Origin of the sequence: Parabacteroides provencensis, assembly GCF_900232875.1 — a bacterium.
Lineage (GTDB): Bacteria > Bacteroidota > Bacteroidia > Bacteroidales > Tannerellaceae > Parabacteroides > Parabacteroides chinchillae.
On the sequence record NZ_LT960490.1, the window covers coordinates 23019 to 46783 of the forward strand.

Consider the following 23765-nt stretch of genomic DNA (forward strand, 5'->3'; position numbering starts at 1 on the left):
GGGCGTTCCGAAACCGGAACGCCCTGTTTTGTTTGAGAGAGTGTGTGTTAGTAATCTTCGCCAGCCCAACCGGTCTTACGGAAGCCTTTAATTGTTAATGTTTCTCCCGGGTACTTTGAATTTGTCATTGTAAATTCGATAGCATCTGCCTTGTGTCCTGTAGGAGTGTCATAACCATTTAAAGTAACTTTACCGTTAGTAACAGAGACTGTTGATGCAGATGTTGCTCCGTCTTGTGAATCTACCAGATTCTGGATGTTTTCTCCGCTGAAATCTTTTGCTGCTACATTACAGTTTACTTTACTAAGAATACCATAATTATTTGCTGCGGCACCCATTTTTATCCACATTTTATCTGTTGCGTTATCAGATGTATTATACGTATTGCAGGTTACTTTTTCTTTTATAGCCTGACCGCTTGCATCGTAAACGTTAACAATCCATTCTCCGCATAAAGGATAGATTACGGAATATTCGGTTTCGTAATCACCATAAGTTTCACATGCAGTAAAAGTGATTACTGCCAGTAATGCCATTAATATCTTTTTGATCTGTTTCATATTGATTCTCTTAATACATTAATAATAACGTGCCATATTTGTTACTTATGCCACCATTGTTTTTCCTGCAAAGGAATTACAGAAGGTGTGTTTGTGTTATAATCAGATGAGCCTTTTGGGTAAAGCAGACGACGAGGATATTCGCCGGCTCCCAGAGCTGAACCGATACAAGGTGTCAGATTTCCCCATATATATCCTTCTTCATCAGGGAAAGTTGTTCCCAACGCAGGTATTCCGGTACGGTTGATGTCGAACCATGAATCCCAAGCCTGGCAACGGGTTGCAGCAATCCACTTCTGAGTCAAGATGCTTGTTAGCATAGATTGTTGATCTTTGCTGTTGAATGCATAAGCACCACCGTCTGCAATGAAAGATGAAGCGTCTTTGCCCCAACGTTCGAATGCTAAAGTAACACCTTTATTGTAGTTCTCTTTGGCTTTATCTGCGTTGCCCAGGCGGGTATAAGCCTCAGCTTTCAGGAATGCAACTTCTGCAGCAGACATTAAATAAACCGGATCGGTTGGCTCAAGAACAACGATAGATACTTGGTTTGTCTTTAGTTCGGTAGGCCTGTCTCCGCATTTTAATGAGGTTGTGCCGGATCCATCTTCATTAGGGTTAAAGAAGTCATTCAAACGGGGATCGTTGAATTTTTTCATGTATTCGCAAAGGGTTGCACATGCGCGAATGTTGTTATTTGTATTCAACTTACGGCGGTCGTTTTCATACAACGGATTTGACTTGTTTTCCAAATCCATGAAGAGATCCATTTTTGCATCGACTGTCAGCAAATCATTTTCATTCAGCAGAGATTCTATGGCTGCTTTATTGGTATTGAAATCTCTCATCAACAGTTTTAGTTTCAAACTCTTTGCAAAAGAAACCCATTTAGACATGTCCGTACCTTTAGAGGTTCCAAAGATGTAGTCCTGAGTTGAAAGAGATGGAAGAGATGGGTTGGATAACTCTCCGGACTTAGCGATAACTTCGTCCAGCATGGCAATTAATCCGGGATAAACAACTGTTTTACTGTCGTCAAATTTCGGATTCAAAATACCTTCGTCGGCTTTTAATGCTTCTGTGAAAGGGATAGATCCGTATGTGTCGACCAGGAAATGATAGTTGAAAGCCATCATAACCTTTGCTGCCGCCCAATAATTCCAGGCTTTTTCTTCTTCAGCTTTCTTTATAACCAGATCAAGATCGGGCAAAGATATTGAATAAGGGATAGACCATAAACGTCCATCTGCAGAGTTGGTGATACTGTAATTGCAAATAGTGTTATATTGGTTTGATGTTTGCCCTTGCATATAATGCTGAGACCACATACCGCCATACAGTTCATAAATGCTACCTAATACGGAAGCGGTTGATGCTATACCGGAAGGAAGCAGAGAAGTATAAGATACTTCTGCCGGATAGTTGGGGTTGTCGTTTATATCCAGATAATCGCTGCAGGCTGTATTAGACAGAAGCAGACAACTAATCAATCCTGTATATAATAAATTCAATCTTTTCATATTGTCTTTTATTTATCAAGTTACTTAAAATGTTACTTTCACACCGCCACCAAACGTGCGCGTTGTTGGAGCAGCTGCAAATTCACCAAGTTCAGAACGGATATCGTTACCATAGTTGGTTGATTCGGGGTCTACAAAGTTGTTCTTTTTAGGTGTCCACATAAATAAGTTACGTCCTATTAAGCTTACTTGTAATGCTGTCAACGGAGTTTTCTTAATTATACTTTTAGGGAAGCTATAAGATAAGGTTATTTCTCTTAATTTCAGATAGTCTTTTGGTAATACCCAATTGCGGAACTGGTCTTTGTTAGATGCATTATTCCAGTAATTGTACATGTTTGAACGGCTAACAGGTATATTGTTTTCTACATACTGTCCGTTCACAACTTTTACGGAGTTAGGAATAACGAATGACTGGCGATCGTTATAAGCAGTCATCGTTGAGTTTCCGGAGAAGGTCAGCAATTGTGAAGTATAAGAATAGAAATAGCCGCCATTTCTCCAATCGAGAACTGCACCTAAAGTAAATCCTTTCCAACTCAGACGAGTGTTAAAGCCCATCAGGAAGTTGGGGGTAGAAGAACCGATAATGTCCTTTTCTCCGGCAGCAATCTGGGGAAGACCTGCACTTGTAACAATGACCTTACCGTCATCCGTTGTTGCAACCTTTGGCACTTTGAATATACCTAAAGGTTCGCCTACCTTGGCAACAAGGTCTACATCATATCCACTCTTCAATACATATTCGTCTACACCGTCCCAGAGTTCTTTTACTTCACTCCAGTTCTTTGTAAATGTAGCTCCTATTTCCCATTCCCAGTCTTTTGTCTGGATAGGAATAACACTGAATGCAATTTCTACACCGTGATTGTTAACCTTACCCACATTACGGGTCATACTCGTGTATCTGGTCTCGGGAGCTAAATTGGCAGAAATAATCTGGTCTTTTGTATCCTTATTATAATAAGCGATATCGAAATTGATACGGTTGTTCCACATGTGGGTAGTTAAACCAAATTCCAATTCGGTTGTTGTTTCGGGTTTCAGTCCCGTGTTGGGCATAACATTGTATTCAGTCATACCCATTGTGCTGTTGATAGGCAGGTATAAACTACCAAAGCCTAAACTGACTTGTGTCGGGATATAATAACTGGATGTTCTGTACACCGGTGCATCATTACCTGTCTTACCCCAGGCTGCACGAACTTTCAGGAAGTTCAAAGCATCACTTTGCAGTTCAGGGAACAACTCGGTTAAAATTAAAGAAGTATTTAAACCTCCGTAGAAGAAACTGTTTTGACCTTTAGGTAATGTTGACGACCAGTCGTTACGCAATGATGCATTAACAAACCAGAAGTTCTTATATCCAAATTCGGCTTGAGCGAACAAACCGATCAAACGGCGGTTTTCTTCACGGGTTGTTGTAATAGGTTTGTCTGCTCCATTTTCCAGGTTGAACCAATCTTCTTGTTGTAATCCGTACAGATACGAATTTATATAAGAGAATGTACGGGTGTTTAAGTTCCATCCAATCAGACCATTAATATTTATGTCTTCTCCAATTTTGTAATCGGCATTCAAATAGGCTGTAGCATCGATTTGTCCGCTGTATTCGCGGCGTTCGGTATAAGATCCGGCTTCTTCTTTCTTTCCGCCTATACTACTCCATGAACCGGGAGAGTAGGTTGCTTTCTGGTTCCATTTTTGTTGACGGGAATTTGAGAAATCACCTCCTAAACGTCCTACGGCTTTTAAACCTTCCATAATATCAAATGCAACTTCTATCTTACCGTAAATGCGGTCGTCTTGAAATTGGTTTTTGTTGTTTGCCAACACCCAATACGGGTTTGTTGCGTAAGCCGTATAGAAGTTATCCGTATTATAGTACGGGTTATTGTAATCTTTCATGTCAGAGATGCTTACATCGGTAGCATGCTGAAGAATTTCCTGGAACATGGTTGCACCTTGTCCGCCTTGTCCTGTACTAGGACGGGTAATGTCTTTGCGAACATAGTTGAAGTTAATTTCAGAATAGAAACGTTTGTACTTGGCATTACCTCTTAAAGAAATAGTGTTACGTTGATACTTGTCGGCGTCCATCGGCATTACGCCTGTAGATGTTACATTACCGTATGAAGCAACCAAACCCAGTTTATCATTACCCATACGAACCGAAACGTTGTTGTTGGTTTCAAAGCCTGTTTGATAAAAATCACGCATGTTGTTTTCTACATAAGAGAATGGCTTTGTTAATGGTGTCAGATTCCCTGGTGTTCCGTCAGAGAATGCACCCCAGGCGTGCTCACGTCCGTCTAATACGGGACCCCATGATCCGTTTTCCATAGGGCTCCAGTCCGGCCAACCCTGACCGAATCTGTTTTGAGTTTGCGGAACGCGTAACACATTAGACCCCATGAAGGTTCCGTCGTAAGTTACAGTGAGTTTTTCTGCGCTGGCGCGTTTGGTTGTGATCATAATCACACCGTTTGCTGCACGCGAGCCGTATAGTGCTGTAGCGGAGGCACCTTTTAAAACTGTAACAGATTCTACATCTTCCGGGTTAATGTCATTTGCAGCATTACCGAAGTCTACAGTGTTGTTTAGTGCTGTCGATTCAGTACCACTACCGGAAAATTCGTTCATAATAGGTACACCATCAACAACATATAAAGGTTGGTTAGCGTCAAAAGAACTGATACCACGAACGATAACCTTTTGTGCAGAGCCGGTACCTCCGGCATTTGTAATGTTAATACCGGCAACTTTACCAGTCAAACCGGTCATAACAGAACCGGACTTTGCTGCTACCAGATCGTCACTTTTGATGGTAGAAGCTGCGTAACCCAGAGCTTTTTCCTGCTTTTTCATACCGATTGCGGTAACTACAACTTCTTCAATGTTTTGCGATCCGGCTTGTAAAACAATGTTTAAGGTAGGTTGAACAAGGACTTCGCGAGTTATCATACCAACATAGGAGATAACTAGAGTCTTTGCAGAACCTAATTAGTCTTTGCAGAACAAAAAAAATTATATCGTATAAAACTATTCTCTGATTATATTTTGCTTATTTCTTCCTTCCTTGCTTTTATTTTCAGCACTCAGACAATTTAGAGAAAAGTATAGAATATATATTCATTTAATTTTGACCAGGGACAAAAGAATAAATATATAGGATCAAATACTTAAAAAGTCCGTATGATAAAATTAATATAATGTATAGCATGAATTACTTCATAAGCACGGAAGTAAATATGGGTTTACTCTGTAAAAATAAAACATAATGTAAGTTCTAAATTTATTTGGAGACAATCAGGTAGAAATACAGATTAAATATAGGTATTTGACATATCTTCTGATTCTGAAGGATTATAGCACCTTGCTTTATTAACTAATAGAATATAATATTTACATATCAATTCGTTTTTGTGTGTAAATTATAAAAATTAAAAATAGACAAAATTAAGATTGGTATATCCTGGTATTTGCGATTTTTAAAAGTGATGCTTTATTGTAAAAAACCTGTATTCCTTGTGTTTTAGTAATTAAAGCCAACTTTGTTTGTATTTTTATGTTAGATTTTTATTGTTGTAATAAATTTATTATTACATTTGCCTCATTCCGATTATTTAATATTGCTTTAAATATAAACATCAAAGATTGCAAATTAGTTATTCATAAGTTAAACAAAAAAGTGTGTCTATGAAAAGGTTGACTTATCTTTTATTATGCCTAATGTTAGGTATTGGATTGGCGACTGCTCAGACGACGAAAATAACAGGTACTGTTATTTCGGCAGAAGACAGTGAACCAATTATTGGAGCGTCTGTAATGGTAAAGGGTACTACTACAGGTACTGTAACGGATTATGACGGTGCATTTACTCTAAATGTACCAAGTTCTGCAAAGACTCTGGTAGTTTCATATGTCGGAATGGAAACGAAGGAGCTTCCAATCCAGCCTCACATGAAAATAGTGTTGAATAGTTCGTCCCAGGCATTGGATGAGGTGATGGTTGTAGCTTACGGAACAACAACGAAGAAATCGTTTACCGGTTCTGCGTCTGCAGTAAAAGCAGATGATATCAAGCAAATTCAATCGGCAACAATTACAAATGCGTTGGACGGACGTGCAGCTGGTGTACAGATTGTTTCAAAAACAGGCCAGCCGGGTGAAAACCCAACAGTTCGTATACGTGGTATCGGTTCTATTAATGCAGGAAAGGATCCTCTTTATATTGTAGATGGCGCTACTTACGATGGCCCGATCAGTACATTGAATTCTGCTGATATTGAGAGTATGACTGTATTGAAAGATGCGGCAGCAAACTCTTTGTATGGAGCCCGTGGTGCCAATGGTGTAATTCTTATTACAACGAAAAGAGGCAATAAAACCAAATTAGGTATTAATTTGGATATGAAATGGGGAGTAAACAGTCGTTCGGTTCCTGAATATGATATGATAACCGATCGTAGTGTTTACTATGAACAATCTTGGAAAGCGCAATACAATAAATTGATTGCTACAGGAATGAGCCCGAGTGATGTGGTATCAACTTTAGGAAGTGATGATCCGGCAAACTCTTTACAAGCTATTTTAGGTGGATATAATAATTATAATGTGCCCTGGTCTGAATTAATAGGAGCTGATGGTAAAATAAATCCGAATGCCCGTTTGTTGTATACCGATGACTGGAGCGACGCTTTGTTTAGAAATTCTTTGCGTCAGGAATATAACCTCAGTCTTGGTGGTAGTGACGACAAGCAGACTTATTTCATCAGCTTAGGTTATTTAGGAGACGAATCTTATGCAAAAGGTTCAGGGTTTGATCGTTACAGTGGTCGTGTACGTTATGAAAGAAACTTGACCAAATGGTTAAAAGCCGGTGCAAACCTGGCTTATGCCCATACAATACAGAATTATCCGACAACATCCGGAGGTTCATATGTAAACTATTTCCAATGGACTCGTAATATTGCTCCTATTTATCCGGTTTATTTGCATGATCCTAAAACAGGTGCAATTATAAAAGATAAAAACGGCAAAGATATTTACGACTATGGAGATCAGGGACAATATGGTTATTCTCGTCCTTATGCAGGAGCTTCAAACCCTGCAGGTGTCTTAGATTATGATGTTAACCGAATCACACTGGACAATGTATCGGCATCTGCATTCTTGGAAGCAGAAGTTTATGACGGCTTGTCTATTCGTGGAAACTTTGATGTGAATACTACCTATAAAAACGGTGCTTATTTAACGAATCCTTTATATGGTGATGCCGCATCTAATGGTGGTTATGTTGAACAAGAAAATCAAAAATGGTTTTCTTATACAGGTTCTGTATTCTTGAACTATAGAAAGACATTTGATAAACTGTCTGTTGAAGGTATGGCTGGTATTGAAAGCTACAAGAAAGAATGGAATTATCTGTATGGCCAGAAAAGAAATCTGGCAACAGTTTCTGCCCCCGACTTTTCTAATGCGGTAGTTTATGCTGAATTATCTTCTTATTTAAAGAAATATAGTGTGACGGGTATATTGTTCCGTGCAAACTTATCGTATGATGATAAATATTATTTAAGCGCCAGTTTCCGTCGTGATGGTTCCAGCCGTTTCCACCCGGATAACCGTTGGGGTAATTTTGGTTCGGTTGGTGTGTCTTGGCGTCTCGGACAAGAGGGATTTTTGCAAGATGCATCATCTTGGCTGAATGACCTGAAAATAAAAGCAAGTGTTGGTACACAGGGTAATGATAATTTATATTATGCAAATGGTACGGATATAAATTATATTCCTTATATGGATCAATATGAAGTGGCTAATAATAATGGAAATGTATCTGTTAAGCAATATTATGTAGGTAATAAAGATATTTCATGGGAAAAGAACCTGAACTTTAATATTGGTTTTGAAACTACTATGTGGGATCGTTTCCATTTCAATCTGGAATATTTTTATAAGAAAACAACAGATATGTTGTTCTATAAGCCGGTGGCTGTTTCAATCGGTATTTCTACTTTACCGGTAAACTTAGGTAAAATGAGTAATAAAGGTATTGAAATAGAAACGGACGTGGATATTATAAAAACAAGAGACTGGAGATGGAACGTAGGACTGAATTTTACTCATGTGAAGAATACAATTCTTGAATTGCCGGCAGAAAACCGTAAAGAAGGAATACTTGGACAAGGATATACAAAAATGGTTGAAGGCGGTTCTATTTATGATTTATATTTACCCGAATATGCAGGATTGGATGAAAATGGTAAGGCAATGTGGAATGTATATAATGAAGATGGTACATTGAAAGGCACTTCTATCGTTAACTCTGATGCTTATACAAACACAAGCCGCCGGAAAGTAGGTTGTGCCATTCCTGATTTAACAGGAGGTCTTTCAACTTCTTTATCCTGGAAAGATATTGATTTGTCTGCTTTGTTCAGTTATCAAATAGGAGGGGATGTATATGATGCTATCTATGCATCTACTATGCAGATGAGAGAATCGGGACGCGGTATGCATAAAGATTTGCTCAATGCCTGGACACCGACGAATACTAATACATCTGTTCCTGTAATGTTGATGGGATATAAAGACGCCAACGGTACTTCGGATCTTTATCTGACAAATGCCTCTTTCTTCAATATCCGTAATATCACTTTAGGATATTCACTTCCGAAGAAATGGTTGCGCACTTTGAGTATTGATAAGCTAAGAGTTTACTTTGCCGGTGATAACCTGGCATTGTTCTCTCATAGAAAAGGTTTGGATCCTCGTCAGTATGATTATGGTACATCAGAATTTAATTATTCCCCGATCCGTACGATTTCTTTCGGTATTAACGTAACGTTATAAAAGATAAATAATTATGAAACTCAAATCAATAATATTATTAGGGACATTTGCATCCTTCTCTCTTTCTTGTTCTGACTTTTTGGAACCGGAAGATAATGAATATGTAAAAGGAGATCAGTTGCAGGAAACTGTAGACATGAACAGTGATGCTATTGTACAAGGTGTTTATTCACGTTCTGTTCAATATGGTTTTGGCGCATCCAGACATGATGATTTCGGACAGCGGTCTATTGATATCTCATGCGATATGATGACGGAAGATGTAGTGCATTATACCAATAAACAGTGGTTTGTTGCTGATTATAACTTGGATAATCGTGCAGCAACGTATTCTCGTTCATTGCGTCAGTGGAAATATTGTTATGCTCAGATTCGTGATTTGAACAGTATAATAGATATATATCCGAATGATAATGAATTAAATGAAGAACAACGTCATTTAAAAGGCGAATCATTGGCATTGCGTGCATTTCATTATTTTACGTTGGTGAATATATATCAGAAAGCTGGTAAATGGGCGGATGTAAAGGATCTTCCTGGTGTGCCAGTCTATACTACCGTAGGTTTGGAAGGCAATCCGCGTGGCAAAGTATCTGATGTTTATGATCAGATTAAAGCAGATTATACAAATGCTATTGCTTTACTGGAAGGCGACGATTATGATAAAACCCGGGTAGGACAATTAGCTGCTAAAGCATTATATGCACGTGCTGCTATGTATTACGAAGATTATGCAACAGCTGAAAAAATGGCTTCGGATGTAATAGCTGCTACATCTTTAATGTCTACAAGTGATTATACGGCAGGGTTTGCAGATATGGCAAATATAGAATGGTTGTGGGCAGTTGATGTAACATCTGAAAATACAACAAGCTATGCGTCATTCTTTTCTATCATGGATAATCTTTCACCGGGATATGCCGGTAGTTTGGGGCAGTATAAATGTGTAGATAGACGTTTATATGATGCTATTGATGCGAAAGATATTCGTAAACAGTGTTTTAAAGACGGAACATATAAGATTCCGTATATGCAGTTTAAATTTGTAGACCCAAGCAAGAAGTTCCTGGGCGATTTGGTTTATTTGCGTTGTGCAGAAGCTTATTATATTAAAGCGGAAGCTCAGGCAAGGCAAGGAAATATCAGTGGAGCACAAACTACATTGAACACAATTTCTGCAGCACGTTCAACTGATGGCGAATGCCCGTATAAATGGTCTGCCAATGTTGATGAATTGATAAACCAGATATTTTTACATAAACGTATTGAATTATGGGGTGAAGGTCAATCACTCTTTGAGTTTAACCGTTTGGAAAAAACAATAGATCGTACTTATGCGGGAACAAATCATCCAAAAGGCAATATTACTGCAGAAGGTGGAGACCAACCGGTTCCATGGAGTTCAAAAATAAGGGTGATACAAATCCCAACCAAGGAAATTGAAGGTAACCCTGAAATTTCGGAAACAGATCAGAATTAATAATCTTGTATTTACATCTAAAAAAAGAGGCATCCAAAAGGGAGGGCACTGAAAAAGTATCTCTCCATTGATGGAATCTAAAATTCATCGGCATATATTCAAGTGATAAACTTGTGTATGTGCCGATTTTTTAGTAACTTTATGGTACATAATCAGAGAGATATGTTACCACTACAACGAACCATTCAGTTCAGCGATTATGCTGATTTATATGATTTGATCCTCCCTAAGGATAACCTGTTGCGGCAAATCAATGATTTAATAGACTTCTCTTTTATCCACCAGGAGCTGGTAGATAAGTATTGTCAGGACAATGGCAGAATGGCAGAAAGCCCAGTACGGATGTTCAAGTATCTTTTGTTGAAGACGATCTATGACATTTCAGACGTTGATGTGGTAGAACGTTCCAGATATGACATGTCTTTCAAATACTTCCTTGATATGAATCCGGAGGAAACAGATTTGATCAATCCGAGTTCACTGTGTAAATTTCGCAAGTTGCGGCTTAAAGATAAGGATCTGCTCGATATGCTTATCGGTAAAACAGTGAGTATAGCCATAGAGAAAGATATTATCAAGTCACGCACGATAATAGTTGATGCCACCCACACCGGCTCACGGAGCAATCCTTGGTCTTCCCTGGAGATATTGCGGTTACGCTCCAAGCATTTACGTAAAAGCATCTATAACACTGACGATCGGATAAAGGGTTCTCTTCCAGAAAAGAACACGGTTGATGATATTGAACACGAGCTTGGCTATACAAAGGCGTTGATTGACGTGGTGGGTTCAAATCCCGCATTGGCCGAGGTCCCTAAGATTAAAGAACGGCTGAACATGCTCAAGGAGGTATTGTCGGATATCGAGGATCATTATGTGACTTCCAAGGATGGGGATGCGCGGATGGGCCATAAAAGCACGGATGATTCCTTCTTTGGTTACAAGACTCATATTGCCATGAGTGACGAACGCATCATCACTGCTGCGACTGTCACTTCTGGAGAAAAGGGAGACGGTCCACAACTTCAGGAACTTGTGGAGCAGAGCCGTGCAAACGGTATGGAAGTGGAGACAGTTGTAGGAGATACCGCATATTCGGGTAAGGCCAACATTATTTTATCCAATGATGAATCGCATGGATTTAAGCTGGTGGCAAGACTAAACCCGATGATAAGCAATGGTGCACGTAAAGATGAAGATAAATTCGAATTTAACAAGGATGCCGGAATGTTTGTATGTCCGGCCGGACACATGGCGATAAGGCGTGCCCGGCAAGGGAAAAAGAATCAGGCTAAAAACCAGGTTATGGTATATTACTTCGATGTAGAGAAGTGTAAGCCATGTTCACGAAGAAACGGCTGCTACAAGGACGGAGCCAGGACAAAAACATATGCCGTACAAATCCAATGCGAGCAACACAAGCGACAAGCCGACTTCGAGAAGTCCGATGAATTCAGAGAGAAGGCTAAAATCCGGTATAAGATAGAAGCCAAGAACTCAGAATTAAAAAACGTATTAGGTTATGACCGGGCCTGGGCGTATGGCATAGATTGCATGCGAATGCAAGGCGCTATGGTTATTTTCGTAGCCAACATCAAGAGAATCCTCAAATTAAGTTAATGATTAATGGAAAATATGTTTTTTAAGTTAGCCCATTTGAAGTCTTTTGGGGAACCAATCTAAGCCAATAGCGAACCATCCTTCTAAAAAAATAAAATTCGCCAAATCCAATTGAATGAACTTGGCGAACCTTTTGTTTTACCTCATCGGAAGAGGAATGCTGAAAAATTGTATATTTTTCAGTGCCCTCCCAAAAGGAGGCCTCTTTTTTTGTCTTTTTATTTGATGATAAACTTTTTGCTAACCTTTTCATAAACAAAGAACATATTGTTGTTTCTTCGTGTTTTTAATTAGAAAATATTGTGTATCATGGAAAAAGTTATTTACAATTTGGTATTTAATCGAAAAAAAAAGTTGAATGCGGAAGGGAAAGCGTTGATTCAAGTAGAGGCTTATTTGAATAGGCAAAAAAAGTACTTTTCTACAAAAGTATATGTTAGGCCTAATCAATGGGATAATAAAAGAAGAGCAATTAAAAATCACCCGAATATGGAGGCTTTAAACCAATATCTTTATAATTATATATTTGAACTGGAAAGGATAGAACTGGATGCTATGCACGGAGGAAAGGTTTTTTCGTTGAAAGATTTAAAGGAAACACCCCGGCAAATAGTGCCAACTTCGTTTTCTTCTTTTATGAAAGATGAAATTATGCACAGTAATCTGAAACCATCTACTCTGAAGAACCATATGTCTACATTGCATGTGTTGTCTTTGTATCAGAATGAGGTAGCTTTTAATGAATTAAGTTTTAATTTTTTATGTGATTTCGAATATTTTCTGTTGAAACATAAGTATCATAGAAATACTATTGCTAAGCACATGAAGCATTTGAAGCGTTATATCAATCTTGCAATAAATAAAGATATATTTGATTTACAAAGATATCCCTTTCGAAAATATAAAATTAAATATATGGAGACAAAACGTACTCATCTTACACCGGAAGAATTAAATAGACTGGAATGTCTGAATTTGTATGGGAGAGGAACTTTGCAGAGAAGTCTTGATATGTTTTTGTTTAGCTGCTATACAGGGTTACGTTTTTCAGATGTGGTAAGTATTACAAATGCAAATTTTTTGAGTATAGATGATAAGTTGTGGCTTATATATTCGTCGGTTAAAACGGATGTGAGTGTACGTCTGCCACTGTTTTTGTTATTTGACGGGAAATCTATACCTATTTATGAAAGATATAGAAACAACATGAGGACATTATTTAATGTTCCTGTCTCGGCAAATTCAAATATCAATAAGCAACTACGTAGAATATGCCAGCTTGCGTCAATTGATAAACGGATATCATTCCACACAGCGCGACATACAAATGCTACGTTGCTTTTATATAATGGAGCCAATATTACAACGGTTCAGAAGCTGCTAGGGCATAAAAGCGTACGTACAACCGAAATATATAGTGATATAATGGATATGACTATTGTGAGAGACCTGGAAGAGATCAAATTTAAGAGAGATATAGAAGGGTAATAAAAGAGAAAAGGGTAGAATACAAATTCTACCCTTTTCTTATAATTCTTTCCGATTAAACGTTTGGCATCGGATTATTGTCTGTTTCAGAAATACCTCCGTTGTTTTGAATTTCAGTACGGGGGATTCTTAAATTGAAGATCGGATCTTCTGCAGGGAAATCAAACATAGCATCGTCATTATGATTTGTACCTTCATATTTGCGGATGATAGGTTTCTTTAAGCGTTTCAAATCAAACCATGCAAAACCTTCGCCCCATAACTCGATACGACGTTGAACCCAAACTTCATTTTGCATTTCAGCAACGCTGTTTGCTGTACATTTGTAGTCCGGTTGACGAGTCTGAACGAAGTCTTCCAAAATCGATTTGGCTTGCGGAAGGTTTCCGCTCATGGCATAACCTTCTGCTGCAATCAACTGCATTTCTTCCGCACGCATATAACATAAATCGTTGAAATTGTTACCTTCTGTATCGTAATAACCGAACTTCAAATTGGCATATTTGGGCAATTTTACCATACCTGCTCCAACAACGAATACCAAACTGTCGGATTTGCACCACCAGTCTTTACGGGCATCAGTGTCTGGTATCTTGTTAAATAATTCGGTACTGATGTTTTTATACATTTCACCGGCGGTTGCATAACCGTAAGCTGTTGAGCTAACGTGTGATGTGAAATTGGTAATACCTCCTATGGCAATGCTTGATTGTGAAGTAACATCAGAAGACCACATCCATGATGGATTGTTGTCCATACTAACAAAGCCTTCCTTAAGCCCGGCTTTATCCATTACAGGAAATCCTGCAACGGCTTCTTCGGCAGCCTCGGCAGCTTCTTTCCATTCTTCTTTACACAAATGTACACGAGCTTCAAATCCTTTAGCTACTGCATAATTAATATATACGCTAGAAGGCCTTTCCCATCCTTTCAATAATTCGCATGCTTGTTTCAAATCGTTTTCGATTTGTGCATAAACTTCGGAAACTTTTTTACGAGGATTATTATTTAACTGTTCGGAAGTCATATCTTCTGTAACGATAGGTATTCCGGGTGCGTCTTCATGACCTTTGTAAGTATGTTGATACAATTGAACTAAAACGTGGTGGGCAAATGCTCTCATTGCATAAGCTTGTCCTCTGGCTGCCAACATTTCCGGGTCTTCTGTATCTGAAACAATACCAGTTAATACGTCATTTGCCGTACGGATTAGTTTGTAAAAATAATTCCAGTGACGTGCTGCTTCCAGGAATTCATATCCACGGTTAGAATATTGATAGTCGTCATAATACCAACCGTAATTGGATGTATATTGAACCATATCATCACCCCAAAGTTCCATAGAGAGGGCTGTTGCCATATATCCGAAGTCGTTATGACGTTCTTCTCCATTTTCTCTTTCTAATGAGTTAAACTGGATCATGAAGGCATTCATACCGTTTACCAATGCATTCGGATTAGGATTTTCTTCTAATTGTCCTTCTGTTACACGGTCTCCCGGATTTGCATCAAAGAAATCCTCGGAACAGCTGCTGAATGACAGTGCCGTTGTTGCAAGTAATGCTATTATATAATATTTTTTCTTCATTTTTTTATTTGTCTGAGATTATGGATTAAAATCTAACCTGCAAGCCTCCTGAAATAGTACGGATTGCTGCATAGTTATAGTCTGATTCACCTGACCAATTCTGACGTGGGTCAAAACCTTTGCGTTTAGATAATAAAGCAACGTTATCTGCTACAAAATAGAAACGGACAGATTCAAGTTGAAGTACGTTTATCCATGTTTTAGGCAATGTATACCCCAATGTGATGTTTTGCAGGTTCAGATAAGATGCATTTGTGAAGAAACGGCTTGAATATGTATTAGCATATTGTTCGGCATTCTGGACTCTCGGCACATTTGTATTTGTGTTTTCTGGTGTCCATGCTTTTAAAATATCGTTGTGCCAGTTTTGTCCTTCACTTCCGGAGCTCATCAGGTTTGCATAAATTCTGTCGTAACCTTTACCACCTATCTGATAGCTTAAATTTACAGATAAGTCTATGCCATGGAATTGTACGGCAGTGTTGAAACCTCCATAAATAGCAGGCAGGGCAGAACCTAAATTGTAATCTGTTGCATCGCTATAAACTTTGGTTGTTGTTTTTCCTGTTACATTGCCGTTTGCATCAGTAACATCTTTATACCACATTGCGCTTCCATCTTGAGGATCAACACCTGCGTATTCTTTCAGGTAATAATCATAGATAGAACCACCTTCCATCATACGGAAGTTGCCTGAAACAATACCCGTCTTTTTTCTTTCAGGAGGTAAAGACAAAATCTTGTTTTTATAGTGTGTTGCATTAACTCCCATTGTCCATTTGAAGTTATCTTTTTCCATTACAGTTCCGCTCAACTCGATTTCGAAACCGATGTTACGCATATCTCCGATATTGTCAGGATAACTCTTGTTTCCTGTAGAGAATGGTAAGGGACGATAGAATAACAAATCTTTTGCAGTTCTTGTAAATACGTCGATACCTCCGTTCAAACGTCCTTGGAATAACATAAATTCAAAACCTGTATTGAAGTTGTAGTTTGTTTCCCACTTGATATCTTTGTTTCCTTTATAGTTCCTGACAACAGCGATCTTACCGGCACTGTTTACTACCTGGAACTGGTCCATATACGGATAAAGGATTTCTTCACCATTGAATAACAAACCGTCATTACCTTGAGAACCGTAGCTGATTTTGTATTTCAAGTTATCGATCCACTCAACATCCTTTAAAAAGTTTTCTTGGTTTAATCTCCAAGATGCGCCTAAAGACCAGAAGTTGCCCCAACGATTGTCCGGATGGAATTTAGAAGAAGCATCACGACGATAGCTGGCAGAGAAATAGTATTTGTCATTGTAGTTATATTCAATACGTCCCAGGTAACCTTCTGTATTGTATTCAGTTGTACCAGATCCGGTGTTAGGATTACTGATAGCCTGATCTAACTCGCTGGAAGAAGGGAAAATGAAATTGTTTTTAGAACCCCACAAGTATTCATATTTACGTTGGTAGTTTTCATGACCTAGCAAAACATTAAAAGAATGTAGTCCAAAAGAGTGTTCCCATGTTAATGTTTCCAACATATTCAGACTCTGGGTCTTTTCGTTCTGTATTGTAGAAATACCATTTTGAGCTACAAACTGTCCGTATTGTCCGTTTTGATAAACCAATTGACGTTTGCTATAGTTTTCCATACCACCACGAACCGTAAGTTTGAAGTCCTTTAAGAAAGAAATTTCAGCAAAAAGGTTTCCTGAAAAGTTCTCATTCTTAAACTTATTCTGATCCAGATTTTGTGTACCCAATGGGTTGGACATGGATAAGATAGGACGTTTGTTTGTGCCTGTTCCATAATCGTATACAGGACGGCCGCTTTCTTCATATAATCTGTTTCCTTCGTTATCGTATCCATAGATCGGATAAATAGGAGCAATGACACGGGAAGCATAGAACATGTTTACACCGGAAGTTGCATCAAAATCAGGAGAGTTTTGTTCTGCCTGGGCATAAGCTAAGTTACCACCAACCTTGAACCAGTCATTAACTTGTTGTTCCAAACGAAGGCGAGTAGAGAAACGGCTGAAATCGGAATTAACTATATAACCTTTATCATCCAGATAACCTAATGATATATAGTAGCTGGTTTTATCGCTAGCTCCGCTGATATTCAGGTTATATTCCTGACGCAAACTTGATTGGAACAATTCTTTTGCCCAGTCATCCTTATACATGATTTTTGCATTAGGGTTAAATTTTCCGGTAGTAGGGTCAATAACTTCAGTGTTGCCTACATTGGTGATGTTATAACCTAATTTTTTAATTAAGTTATTGCTTGCATATTGACCCGGATTTTCGTTGCCTAAGCTGACTGCCTGATTTTTCAGTGCAGTCCAGTAAGTTTCGTAATAAGTAACGGGGCTGGTCATAATGTCATATTCGGGAATAGCACGGGAGTTAGCTCCTAATTTCATGTCAAATGAAACTCGTGCTTTACCGTTTTTACCTTTTTTTGTTGTGATCAGAACTACACCATTTGCACCACGTGCACCGTATAATGCGTTAGAAGCAGCATCTTTTAGTACGGTCATTGATTCAACATCCTGTTGGTTAATAGAGTTTAAGTCTCCATCATAAGGTACACCATCAACAACTATTAACGGATCACTGGAAGCATTGATAGAACCAATACCACGAATACGGATTTTTGAGCCTTCACCTGGCTGGCCGTTACTATTGGTTAGCTGTACACCTGCAACCTGACCTTCCAAAGCCTTGGTAATATCAGAAGTTTGGATTTTTGCCAGATCCTCACTTTTTACAACAGCTGCAGAACCGGTAAATGAACTTTTCTTAGCAGTACCATAAGCTACAACCATAACTTCATCTAAATTCAGTGCTGAAGTTTCTAAAACAATTTTCATTGTCGGTTTAATTGCTTCTTCTTTAGTTGTCATACCGACATAAGAGATTTCTAACGTTTTAGCAGAAGAAGGAACTGTAAGTTCGAACTTTCCATCAAAATCTGTAACTGTACCTGTTGTGGTACCTTTCACAATGACAGAGGCGCCAATAATCGGCTCTCCATCTTCGGCAGATGTAACCGTACCGGTAACCTGCTTTGTTTGAGCACTTGCCATACCTATACTCATCATCAAGCACAGTAAAGCAAAAGTCAACTTTTTCATCATAAACACACTCTATTATTTGTTAAACTTATATATATAAAATAGCTATCTGTAATTCTGTTGGAATTAGTTCTATCAGAACTTTTTAATTATAGATTCAACCTGTATTGTAATGGAATGATTATGAATTGATAATAAGGAGTAGTGGATTGTTCTATCAGAACTTAAATGTATAATTAGTATCAAATTGGGTTTACCTTTATTTTTTGAAATATATAAGATATAAATACGAGGTATATAAATTATGAAAAAAGCACTCACCTGATATTTAAGAACCTTATCTATGATAAAATAAACAAATAATTACGTTCCATAAAAACTATCAAAATGGAACAAATTATATAAGTTTAATGCTTTAGAGGATGTTATTTTAACATTTCAAACAGAAAAAAAACTATCTTGATTGACATTATGACACACTTGAAGTTAAAAACAAGAAGCAAAACAGGGCGTTAAATAATAATTTGTTGTTTTTATTGATGTTTTTTTCTATTTTTGCAGCCGTTTTTAATGCAAATAGGTATTTCGATATAAAATCTTAAAATTTTTACATAGTTCTGATAGAACTAAATTTAAGAAAGATTGTTTTCTATGTATAAGTTTAATAAATAAGAGTGTGTTTATGATGAAAAAGTTGACTTTTGCTTTACTGTGCTTGGTGATGAGCATAGGTATGGCGATGGCTCAGGCGACTAAAGTAACAGGACATGTTACATCTGCCGAAGATGGAGAGCCGGTTATTGGTGCATCGATTATCGTAAAAGGGACTACTATTGGAACCGTAACCGATTTCGATGGTAATTTCTCTTTGGAAGTTCCCGCAAACGGGAAAATATTGGTAGTTTCATATATTGGTATGACTACACAAGAAGTTCCGGTTTCTTCTAATGTAATGGTGAAACTGAAATCAGATACTCAGAATTTGGATGAAGTAGTTGTAACTGCGATGGGTATTTCTCGTGAGAAAAAAGCCTTGGGTTATGCTGTTCAGGACGTAAAGGCTGAAAAACTGACGAAAGGAGCTAATTCTAACTTGGCTGGTGCTTTACAAGGTAAGGTTTCTGGTATGGATATTAAACCTTCTTCCGGTATGCCGGGTGCCTCTTCTCAAATTACAATTCGTGGAGCCCGTTCTTTTACAGGAGATAATACTCCGTTGTACGTTGTCGACGGTATGCCTATCGCTTCTTCTGCAGATATTGATACGGAAGCTAGTGTAACCGGTACCGATATTGCAAACCGTGCAGTAGATATCGACCCGAATGATATTGAGAGCATTAATGTCTTGAAAGGTCAGGCAGCCTCAGCTCTTTATGGTATTCGCGCATCTAATGGTGTTATTGTAATTACTACAAAGAGTGGTAAGGGTATTGAAAAAGGAAAACCTCAGGTTTCATTCAATACAAACGTATCGTTTGATGTTCTCGGACGTAAGCCGCAATTGCAGCAGACATTCGCTCAGGGTACAAATGGCACTTATTCTCCTTATAACTCTGCATCTTGGGGTCCTAAAATTTCAGATCTTGCAAATGATCCTACATATGGGGGTAACGTTGCTAATAAGTATAACGGAGGTGATACGCAGAAGTATGCAGGTAAATATTATGTACCACAGCGTGCAGCTGCAGGAATAGATCCTTGGGCTACTCCTCAGGTTTACGATAATATTGGTGGATTTTTCCAAACAGGTGTTACCTGGAATAATTCTTTGAATGTGGCACAGGCTACAGAGAAAGCGTCTTATGCATTTTCTTTGGGTTCGTCTACTCAGGATGGTATTATTCCTGAAACAGGTATGGATCGTTACAATGCAAAAATAACTTCAGAAATTAAATTGCATGAACAATGGACTACAGGTGTGACTGCGAATTATATTAATTCAAAGATTAAAAAGATGCCGGCTGCTAATGATGCATTACTTGCAACAGTTTATCCTACGCCTGTTAGTTATGATTTGAATGGTATTCCTTCTCATACGTCACAAAGTATATATGAACAGAATTCATTCCGTAGTACTACGTTTGCTATTGCTCCCTGGTTTGTAAAGAATAATGAGTTTATTGAAAAGACAAATCGTTTCTTTGGTAATAGCTTCCTTAATTTCAAAACAAAATTTGGAACAGACAATCATACGCTGAATGCTAAATATCAGATTGGTGTAGATTCTTATACAACTCACTATCAAGATATCTGGGGCTACGGAAATAAAGGATCCAATATGAATGGACAGGTTGAAGACTATGGTTGGAGTAATGTCTCTTTCAACTCTTTGTTGACTGTTAATTACGACTGGACTATTTCACCGGAATGGACATTGAATGCTATTTTGGGTAATGAGGTTGTACATAACCAGACAAAAAAATATTATGAATTTGGTTCTTCATTCAATTTTCCGGGATGGAACCATATTGAAAATGCAACGACATTGCAATCTCAGGAACGTCAGCGCAGCAAACGTACAGTTGGTTTCTTCGGTAGTGTTTCTGCTTCATATCGTAATATGTTATACCTGAATGTAACAGGACGTAACGACTATGTGTCTAGTATGCCGCGTAATAACCGTTCATTCTTTTATCCTTCCGTTTCTGCCGGTTTTATCCTGACAGAGTTGGAACCACTGAAGAATGAAGTTGTAAACTATGCAAAAATCCGTGCTTCATATGCAGAAGTAGGACAGGCAGGCGATTACTATGAAAACTATTATTACACCCCTGTTTATGGTGGCGGTTTCTACCAGATTGATCCTATTGTTTATCCTATTAACGGTATGGGAGCTTTTGTTCCGTATCCGGTTATTTATGACCCGAATTTGAAACCTCAGAACACCCGTTCTTATGAACTTGGTGCAGATTTGAACTTCTTTAATAATCTGGTGACATTGAACTATACATTCTCTCGTCAGAATGTATCAGACCAGATATTCCAGGTTCCATTGGCCGGTTCTACAGGTGCTTCGGATTTGTTGACAAACGGTGGACGTATTCATACAAACGCTCACGAGTTGACTATTAACGTAAACCCGATCCGTACTAAGAATGTAGACTGGAATATTGGAGCCAACTGGACAAAGATCGACAACTATGTTGACGAACTGGCTCCTGGTGTGGAAAGTATTTTCCTTGGTGGTTTCGTAACGCCTCAGGTTCGTGCCGGAATTGGAGATAAGTTCCCAGTTATCTACGGTGTAGGTTATTTAAGAGACGATAAAGGAAATCTGATTGTTGACGAGAATGGTGTTCCTCAGGCAGGAAAAGACCAGGTAATCGGAAGCGTATCCCCTGACTTTATTTTAGGTTTCAATACCGATCTCCGCGTATGGAAGTTTAGCTTGAGTGCCGTATTCGATTGGAAGAAAGGTGGACAGATGTATGGTGGAACCAACGGTTTGCTGGACTACTTCGGTATGAGTAAAGCAACTGAAGGCCGTGATACGGAATCTTTCATCGTAGACGGTGTAAAAGCAGACGGTTCTAAAAATGATATTGAAATTAAAGGAGCTAGTGCATGGCAGAATTATTTCCAGTCAATTAATAATATCGATGAAGCCTCTATTTATAATAGTTCTTTCTTAAAATTACGAGAGATTGCTTTGAGCTATCCTGTATTGGAGAAGAAATGGATGTCTATTACAGTAAACGTATTTGCCCGTAACATTCTGTTGTGGTCTGAGTTCCCGAATTTCGACCCGGAATCGTCTCAGGGTAATAATAACATGACAGGTGCTTTTGAACGTTATTCAATGCCTCAGACTTCAAGTTATGGTTTTGGTATGAATGTTAAATTTTAATTAGGTAAAAGGAAAATGAAAAGAAATAAAATAGCAGAAAGATTATTTGCTTTCGCATTGATAACTTTACCGTTGGCTTCTTGTACTGAAGATACGATGGATAAAATCAATGCAGATAAGAATCATCCGCAGACTGTTTCGTCTAAATTTATTATGACGGATGTAATGACCTGTACTGCTTTGAATGCAGTTGGCGGAGACTTTTCTACGTATGCTTCTATCTACATGGAGCATGAGGTTGGTATAGACAACCAAACGTATAATGCCGAGATCCGTAGTGGCGAACCAAACCTGGCAGCTACTTATAATAATATGTGGGGAGCCGTTTACCAGAATATCCGCGACATTAAAGATGTTATTGCAAAGTGTTCCGAAGGTGGTATTGAAGAGGGCAACGATGTAACTTTAGGTGTTGCAAAAGTACTTTATGCTTACAACTATGCTCTTATGACAGACTTGTTTGGCGATATACCATTTAAGGAAGCTTGCGAATATACGGACCAGGGTACGCCGCTGTATATGCAACCGGCAATCGATAAGCAGGAAGAAATATATAAAGAGATCATGCAAAACTTGGATGATGCTTTTGTATTGCTGAACGGAACAGATGCCGCTGCTACAGGATCTATGGGTATGCAGGATTTGATTTACGGTAAAGCTTCCAATGGTAAAATAGATGCTGAAAAGGCATTGTGGCAGAAAGCTATTTATGGATTGAAAGCCCGTTACACAATGCGCCTTTTGTCTAAAAGTGCAAATCCTACGCAGACTTTGAATGAGGTATTGGATTATATTTCCAAATCATTTACTTCATCCAGAGAGGAAATGAAATTTGCTGTGTATGATGGCAACAACCAGTTGAATCCTTTGTTCGACTTCATGTATAGCCGTGCAGGTTTAGGCGCTAGCCAGAGTTTGATTAAGAAAATGACGGATCGTAAAGACCCGCGTTTGGCACAATCATTTGCTACAAGCTGGAATTATAATTACGGACAGCCGATGGAACAGGCTACCGATCCTGCCAAGATATTTGCAGCTCCTAATGGTAATCCGGTTCAGGGTACTATGAACTATGACTGTTCATTGGCAGACTGGGCTATTACGGCTCCTACCCAACTGTTGAGCTATCATGAACTTTTATTCATCAAGGCAGAAGCTCTTTGCCGTTTGAAGAAAAACACGGAAGCTGAAGCAGCTTTGAAAGAAGCAATTGCTGTTGGTTTTGCTAATACTGCGATTGCATTGGAGTCTTCAATCTATGATTGGGGTATCGAAGGTGAGGTTGACCTTTCGGCAGATGTGGCTGATGCTTATTTTGCAGATAACGTAAAACCTTTGTTTGATGCAAACCCATTAAAGGAAACAATGGTTCAGAAGTATCTGGCATTCTTCGGCGCATCCGGCGAAGCTGTAGAGGCGTATAATGATTATCGTAGAATGAAAGCTATGGGCGAAAACTTTGTTGAGTTGGCAAACCCGAACAACCAGACTAAGTTTCCGTTGAGATATACATATGGTAGTTCCGATGTATTGTCTAATTTGAATATAAAGGAAGCCTTTGGCAATGGCCAGTATGTTTATTCTGATCCGGTATGGTGGGCTGGCGGCTCACGTTAATACATCTATGTTAAGGCGGACTTGATCCGCCATCTCATGGAATACAGATGACACAGACGAGCGTAGATTAACGCAGATTATATATTTTCTTTAAAATAATATCTGCGT

11 protein-coding genes and 1 pseudogene are annotated in these 23765 nt (G+C 38.5%); 6 read left to right on the forward strand and 6 right to left on the reverse strand.

What is annotated here, in order from left to right; genetic code table 11:
- Positions 1-47 precede the first annotated feature (47 nt).
- From CTY47_RS11355 to CTY47_RS11365, 3 genes and pseudogenes are all read right to left on the reverse strand, one after another.
- Positions 48-560 (reverse strand): lipid-binding protein, encoded by a 513-nt coding sequence (locus CTY47_RS11355; RefSeq protein ID WP_099464912.1) that lies wholly within the window; start codon positions 558-560, stop codon positions 48-50.
- Positions 561-601: 41 nt separating this feature from the next.
- On the reverse strand, positions 602-2080 hold the full coding sequence (locus CTY47_RS11360; protein ID WP_099464913.1) for a SusD/RagB family nutrient-binding outer membrane lipoprotein: 1479 nt from the start codon (positions 2078-2080) through the stop codon (positions 602-604).
- Positions 2081-2104: 24 nt separating this feature from the next.
- Positions 2105-5065 (reverse strand): annotated as a pseudogene (locus CTY47_RS11365) (SusC/RagA family TonB-linked outer membrane protein); the annotation flags it as partial.
- Positions 5066-5779: 714 nt separating this feature from the next.
- On the opposite strand from CTY47_RS11365, the gene CTY47_RS11370 reads away from it, so the two are divergent.
- From CTY47_RS11370 to CTY47_RS11380, 3 genes are all read left to right on the forward strand, one after another.
- Complete coding sequence (locus tag CTY47_RS11370; RefSeq protein ID WP_099464915.1) at positions 5780-8935, forward strand: SusC/RagA family TonB-linked outer membrane protein; 3156 nt, start codon at positions 5780-5782, stop codon at positions 8933-8935.
- 13 nt (positions 8936-8948) lie between these two features.
- On the forward strand, positions 8949-10415 hold the full coding sequence (locus CTY47_RS11375) for a RagB/SusD family nutrient uptake outer membrane protein (protein WP_099464916.1): 1467 nt from the start codon (positions 8949-8951) through the stop codon (positions 10413-10415).
- A gap of 162 nt (positions 10416-10577) precedes the next feature.
- Positions 10578-12035: an IS1182 family transposase gene (locus CTY47_RS11380; protein WP_099464917.1), complete on the forward strand. Its 1458-nt coding sequence runs from the start codon at positions 10578-10580 to the stop codon at positions 12033-12035.
- A 22-nt stretch (positions 12036-12057) separates the two neighbouring features.
- Here the strand turns inward: CTY47_RS11380 and CTY47_RS11385 are convergent, their stop codons facing one another.
- A complete protein-coding gene (locus CTY47_RS11385) occupies positions 12058-12288 on the reverse strand; it encodes a hypothetical protein (protein ID WP_099464918.1) in 231 nt (76 codons plus the stop codon).
- 56 nt (positions 12289-12344) lie between these two features.
- Between CTY47_RS11385 and CTY47_RS11390 the strand changes: the two genes are divergently transcribed.
- Complete coding sequence (locus CTY47_RS11390; RefSeq protein WP_099464919.1) at positions 12345-13523, forward strand: site-specific integrase; 1179 nt, start codon at positions 12345-12347, stop codon at positions 13521-13523.
- Between the two features lie 55 nt (positions 13524-13578).
- Here CTY47_RS11390 and CTY47_RS11395 read toward each other — a convergent pair whose 3' ends face one another.
- Positions 13579-15111: a RagB/SusD family nutrient uptake outer membrane protein gene (locus CTY47_RS11395; protein ID WP_099464920.1), complete on the reverse strand. Its 1533-nt coding sequence runs from the start codon at positions 15109-15111 to the stop codon at positions 13579-13581.
- Between the two features lie 25 nt (positions 15112-15136).
- Positions 15137-18256 (reverse strand): SusC/RagA family TonB-linked outer membrane protein, encoded by a 3120-nt coding sequence (locus tag CTY47_RS11400; protein ID WP_317044077.1) that lies wholly within the window; start codon positions 18254-18256, stop codon positions 15137-15139.
- A 619-nt stretch (positions 18257-18875) separates the two neighbouring features.
- On the opposite strand from CTY47_RS11400, the gene CTY47_RS11405 reads away from it, so the two are divergent.
- Both CTY47_RS11405 and CTY47_RS11410 read left to right on the forward strand, forming a co-directional pair.
- Positions 18876-22040, forward strand: a complete 3165-nt coding sequence (locus CTY47_RS11405) for a SusC/RagA family TonB-linked outer membrane protein (RefSeq protein ID WP_099464921.1) — start codon at positions 18876-18878, stop codon at positions 22038-22040.
- A 15-nt stretch (positions 22041-22055) separates the two neighbouring features.
- Positions 22056-23657, forward strand: coding sequence for a SusD/RagB family nutrient-binding outer membrane lipoprotein (locus CTY47_RS11410; RefSeq protein ID WP_099464922.1), 1602 nt, complete (start codon positions 22056-22058; stop codon positions 23655-23657).
- Positions 23658-23765 lie beyond the last annotated feature (108 nt).

Excerpts from the sequence above, each read along its gene's own strand:
- CTY47_RS11385 (WP_099464918.1), bottom strand. The coding sequence starts at position 12,288 with ATGAAAAGGTTAGCAAAAAGTTTATCATCAAATAAAAAGACAAAAAAA.
- CTY47_RS11370 (WP_099464915.1), top strand. The coding sequence starts at position 5,780 with ATGAAAAGGTTGACTTATCTTTTATTATGCCTAATGTTAGGTATTGGA.
- CTY47_RS11360 (WP_099464913.1), bottom strand. The coding sequence starts at position 2,080 with ATGAAAAGATTGAATTTATTATATACAGGATTGATTAGTTGTCTGCTT.
- CTY47_RS11375 (WP_099464916.1), top strand. The coding sequence starts at position 8,949 with ATGAAACTCAAATCAATAATATTATTAGGGACATTTGCATCCTTCTCT.
- CTY47_RS11390 (WP_099464919.1), top strand. The coding sequence starts at position 12,345 with ATGGAAAAAGTTATTTACAATTTGGTATTTAATCGAAAAAAAAAGTTG.
- CTY47_RS11410 (WP_099464922.1), top strand. The coding sequence starts at position 22,056 with ATGAAAAGAAATAAAATAGCAGAAAGATTATTTGCTTTCGCATTGATA.
- CTY47_RS11380 (WP_099464917.1), top strand. The coding sequence starts at position 10,578 with ATGTTACCACTACAACGAACCATTCAGTTCAGCGATTATGCTGATTTA.
- CTY47_RS11355 (WP_099464912.1), bottom strand. The coding sequence starts at position 560 with ATGAAACAGATCAAAAAGATATTAATGGCATTACTGGCAGTAATCACT.
- CTY47_RS11400 (WP_317044077.1), bottom strand. The coding sequence starts at position 18,256 with ATGATGAAAAAGTTGACTTTTGCTTTACTGTGCTTGATGATGAGTATA.
- CTY47_RS11405 (WP_099464921.1), top strand. The coding sequence starts at position 18,876 with ATGATGAAAAAGTTGACTTTTGCTTTACTGTGCTTGGTGATGAGCATA.
- CTY47_RS11395 (WP_099464920.1), bottom strand. The coding sequence starts at position 15,111 with ATGAAGAAAAAATATTATATAATAGCATTACTTGCAACAACGGCACTG.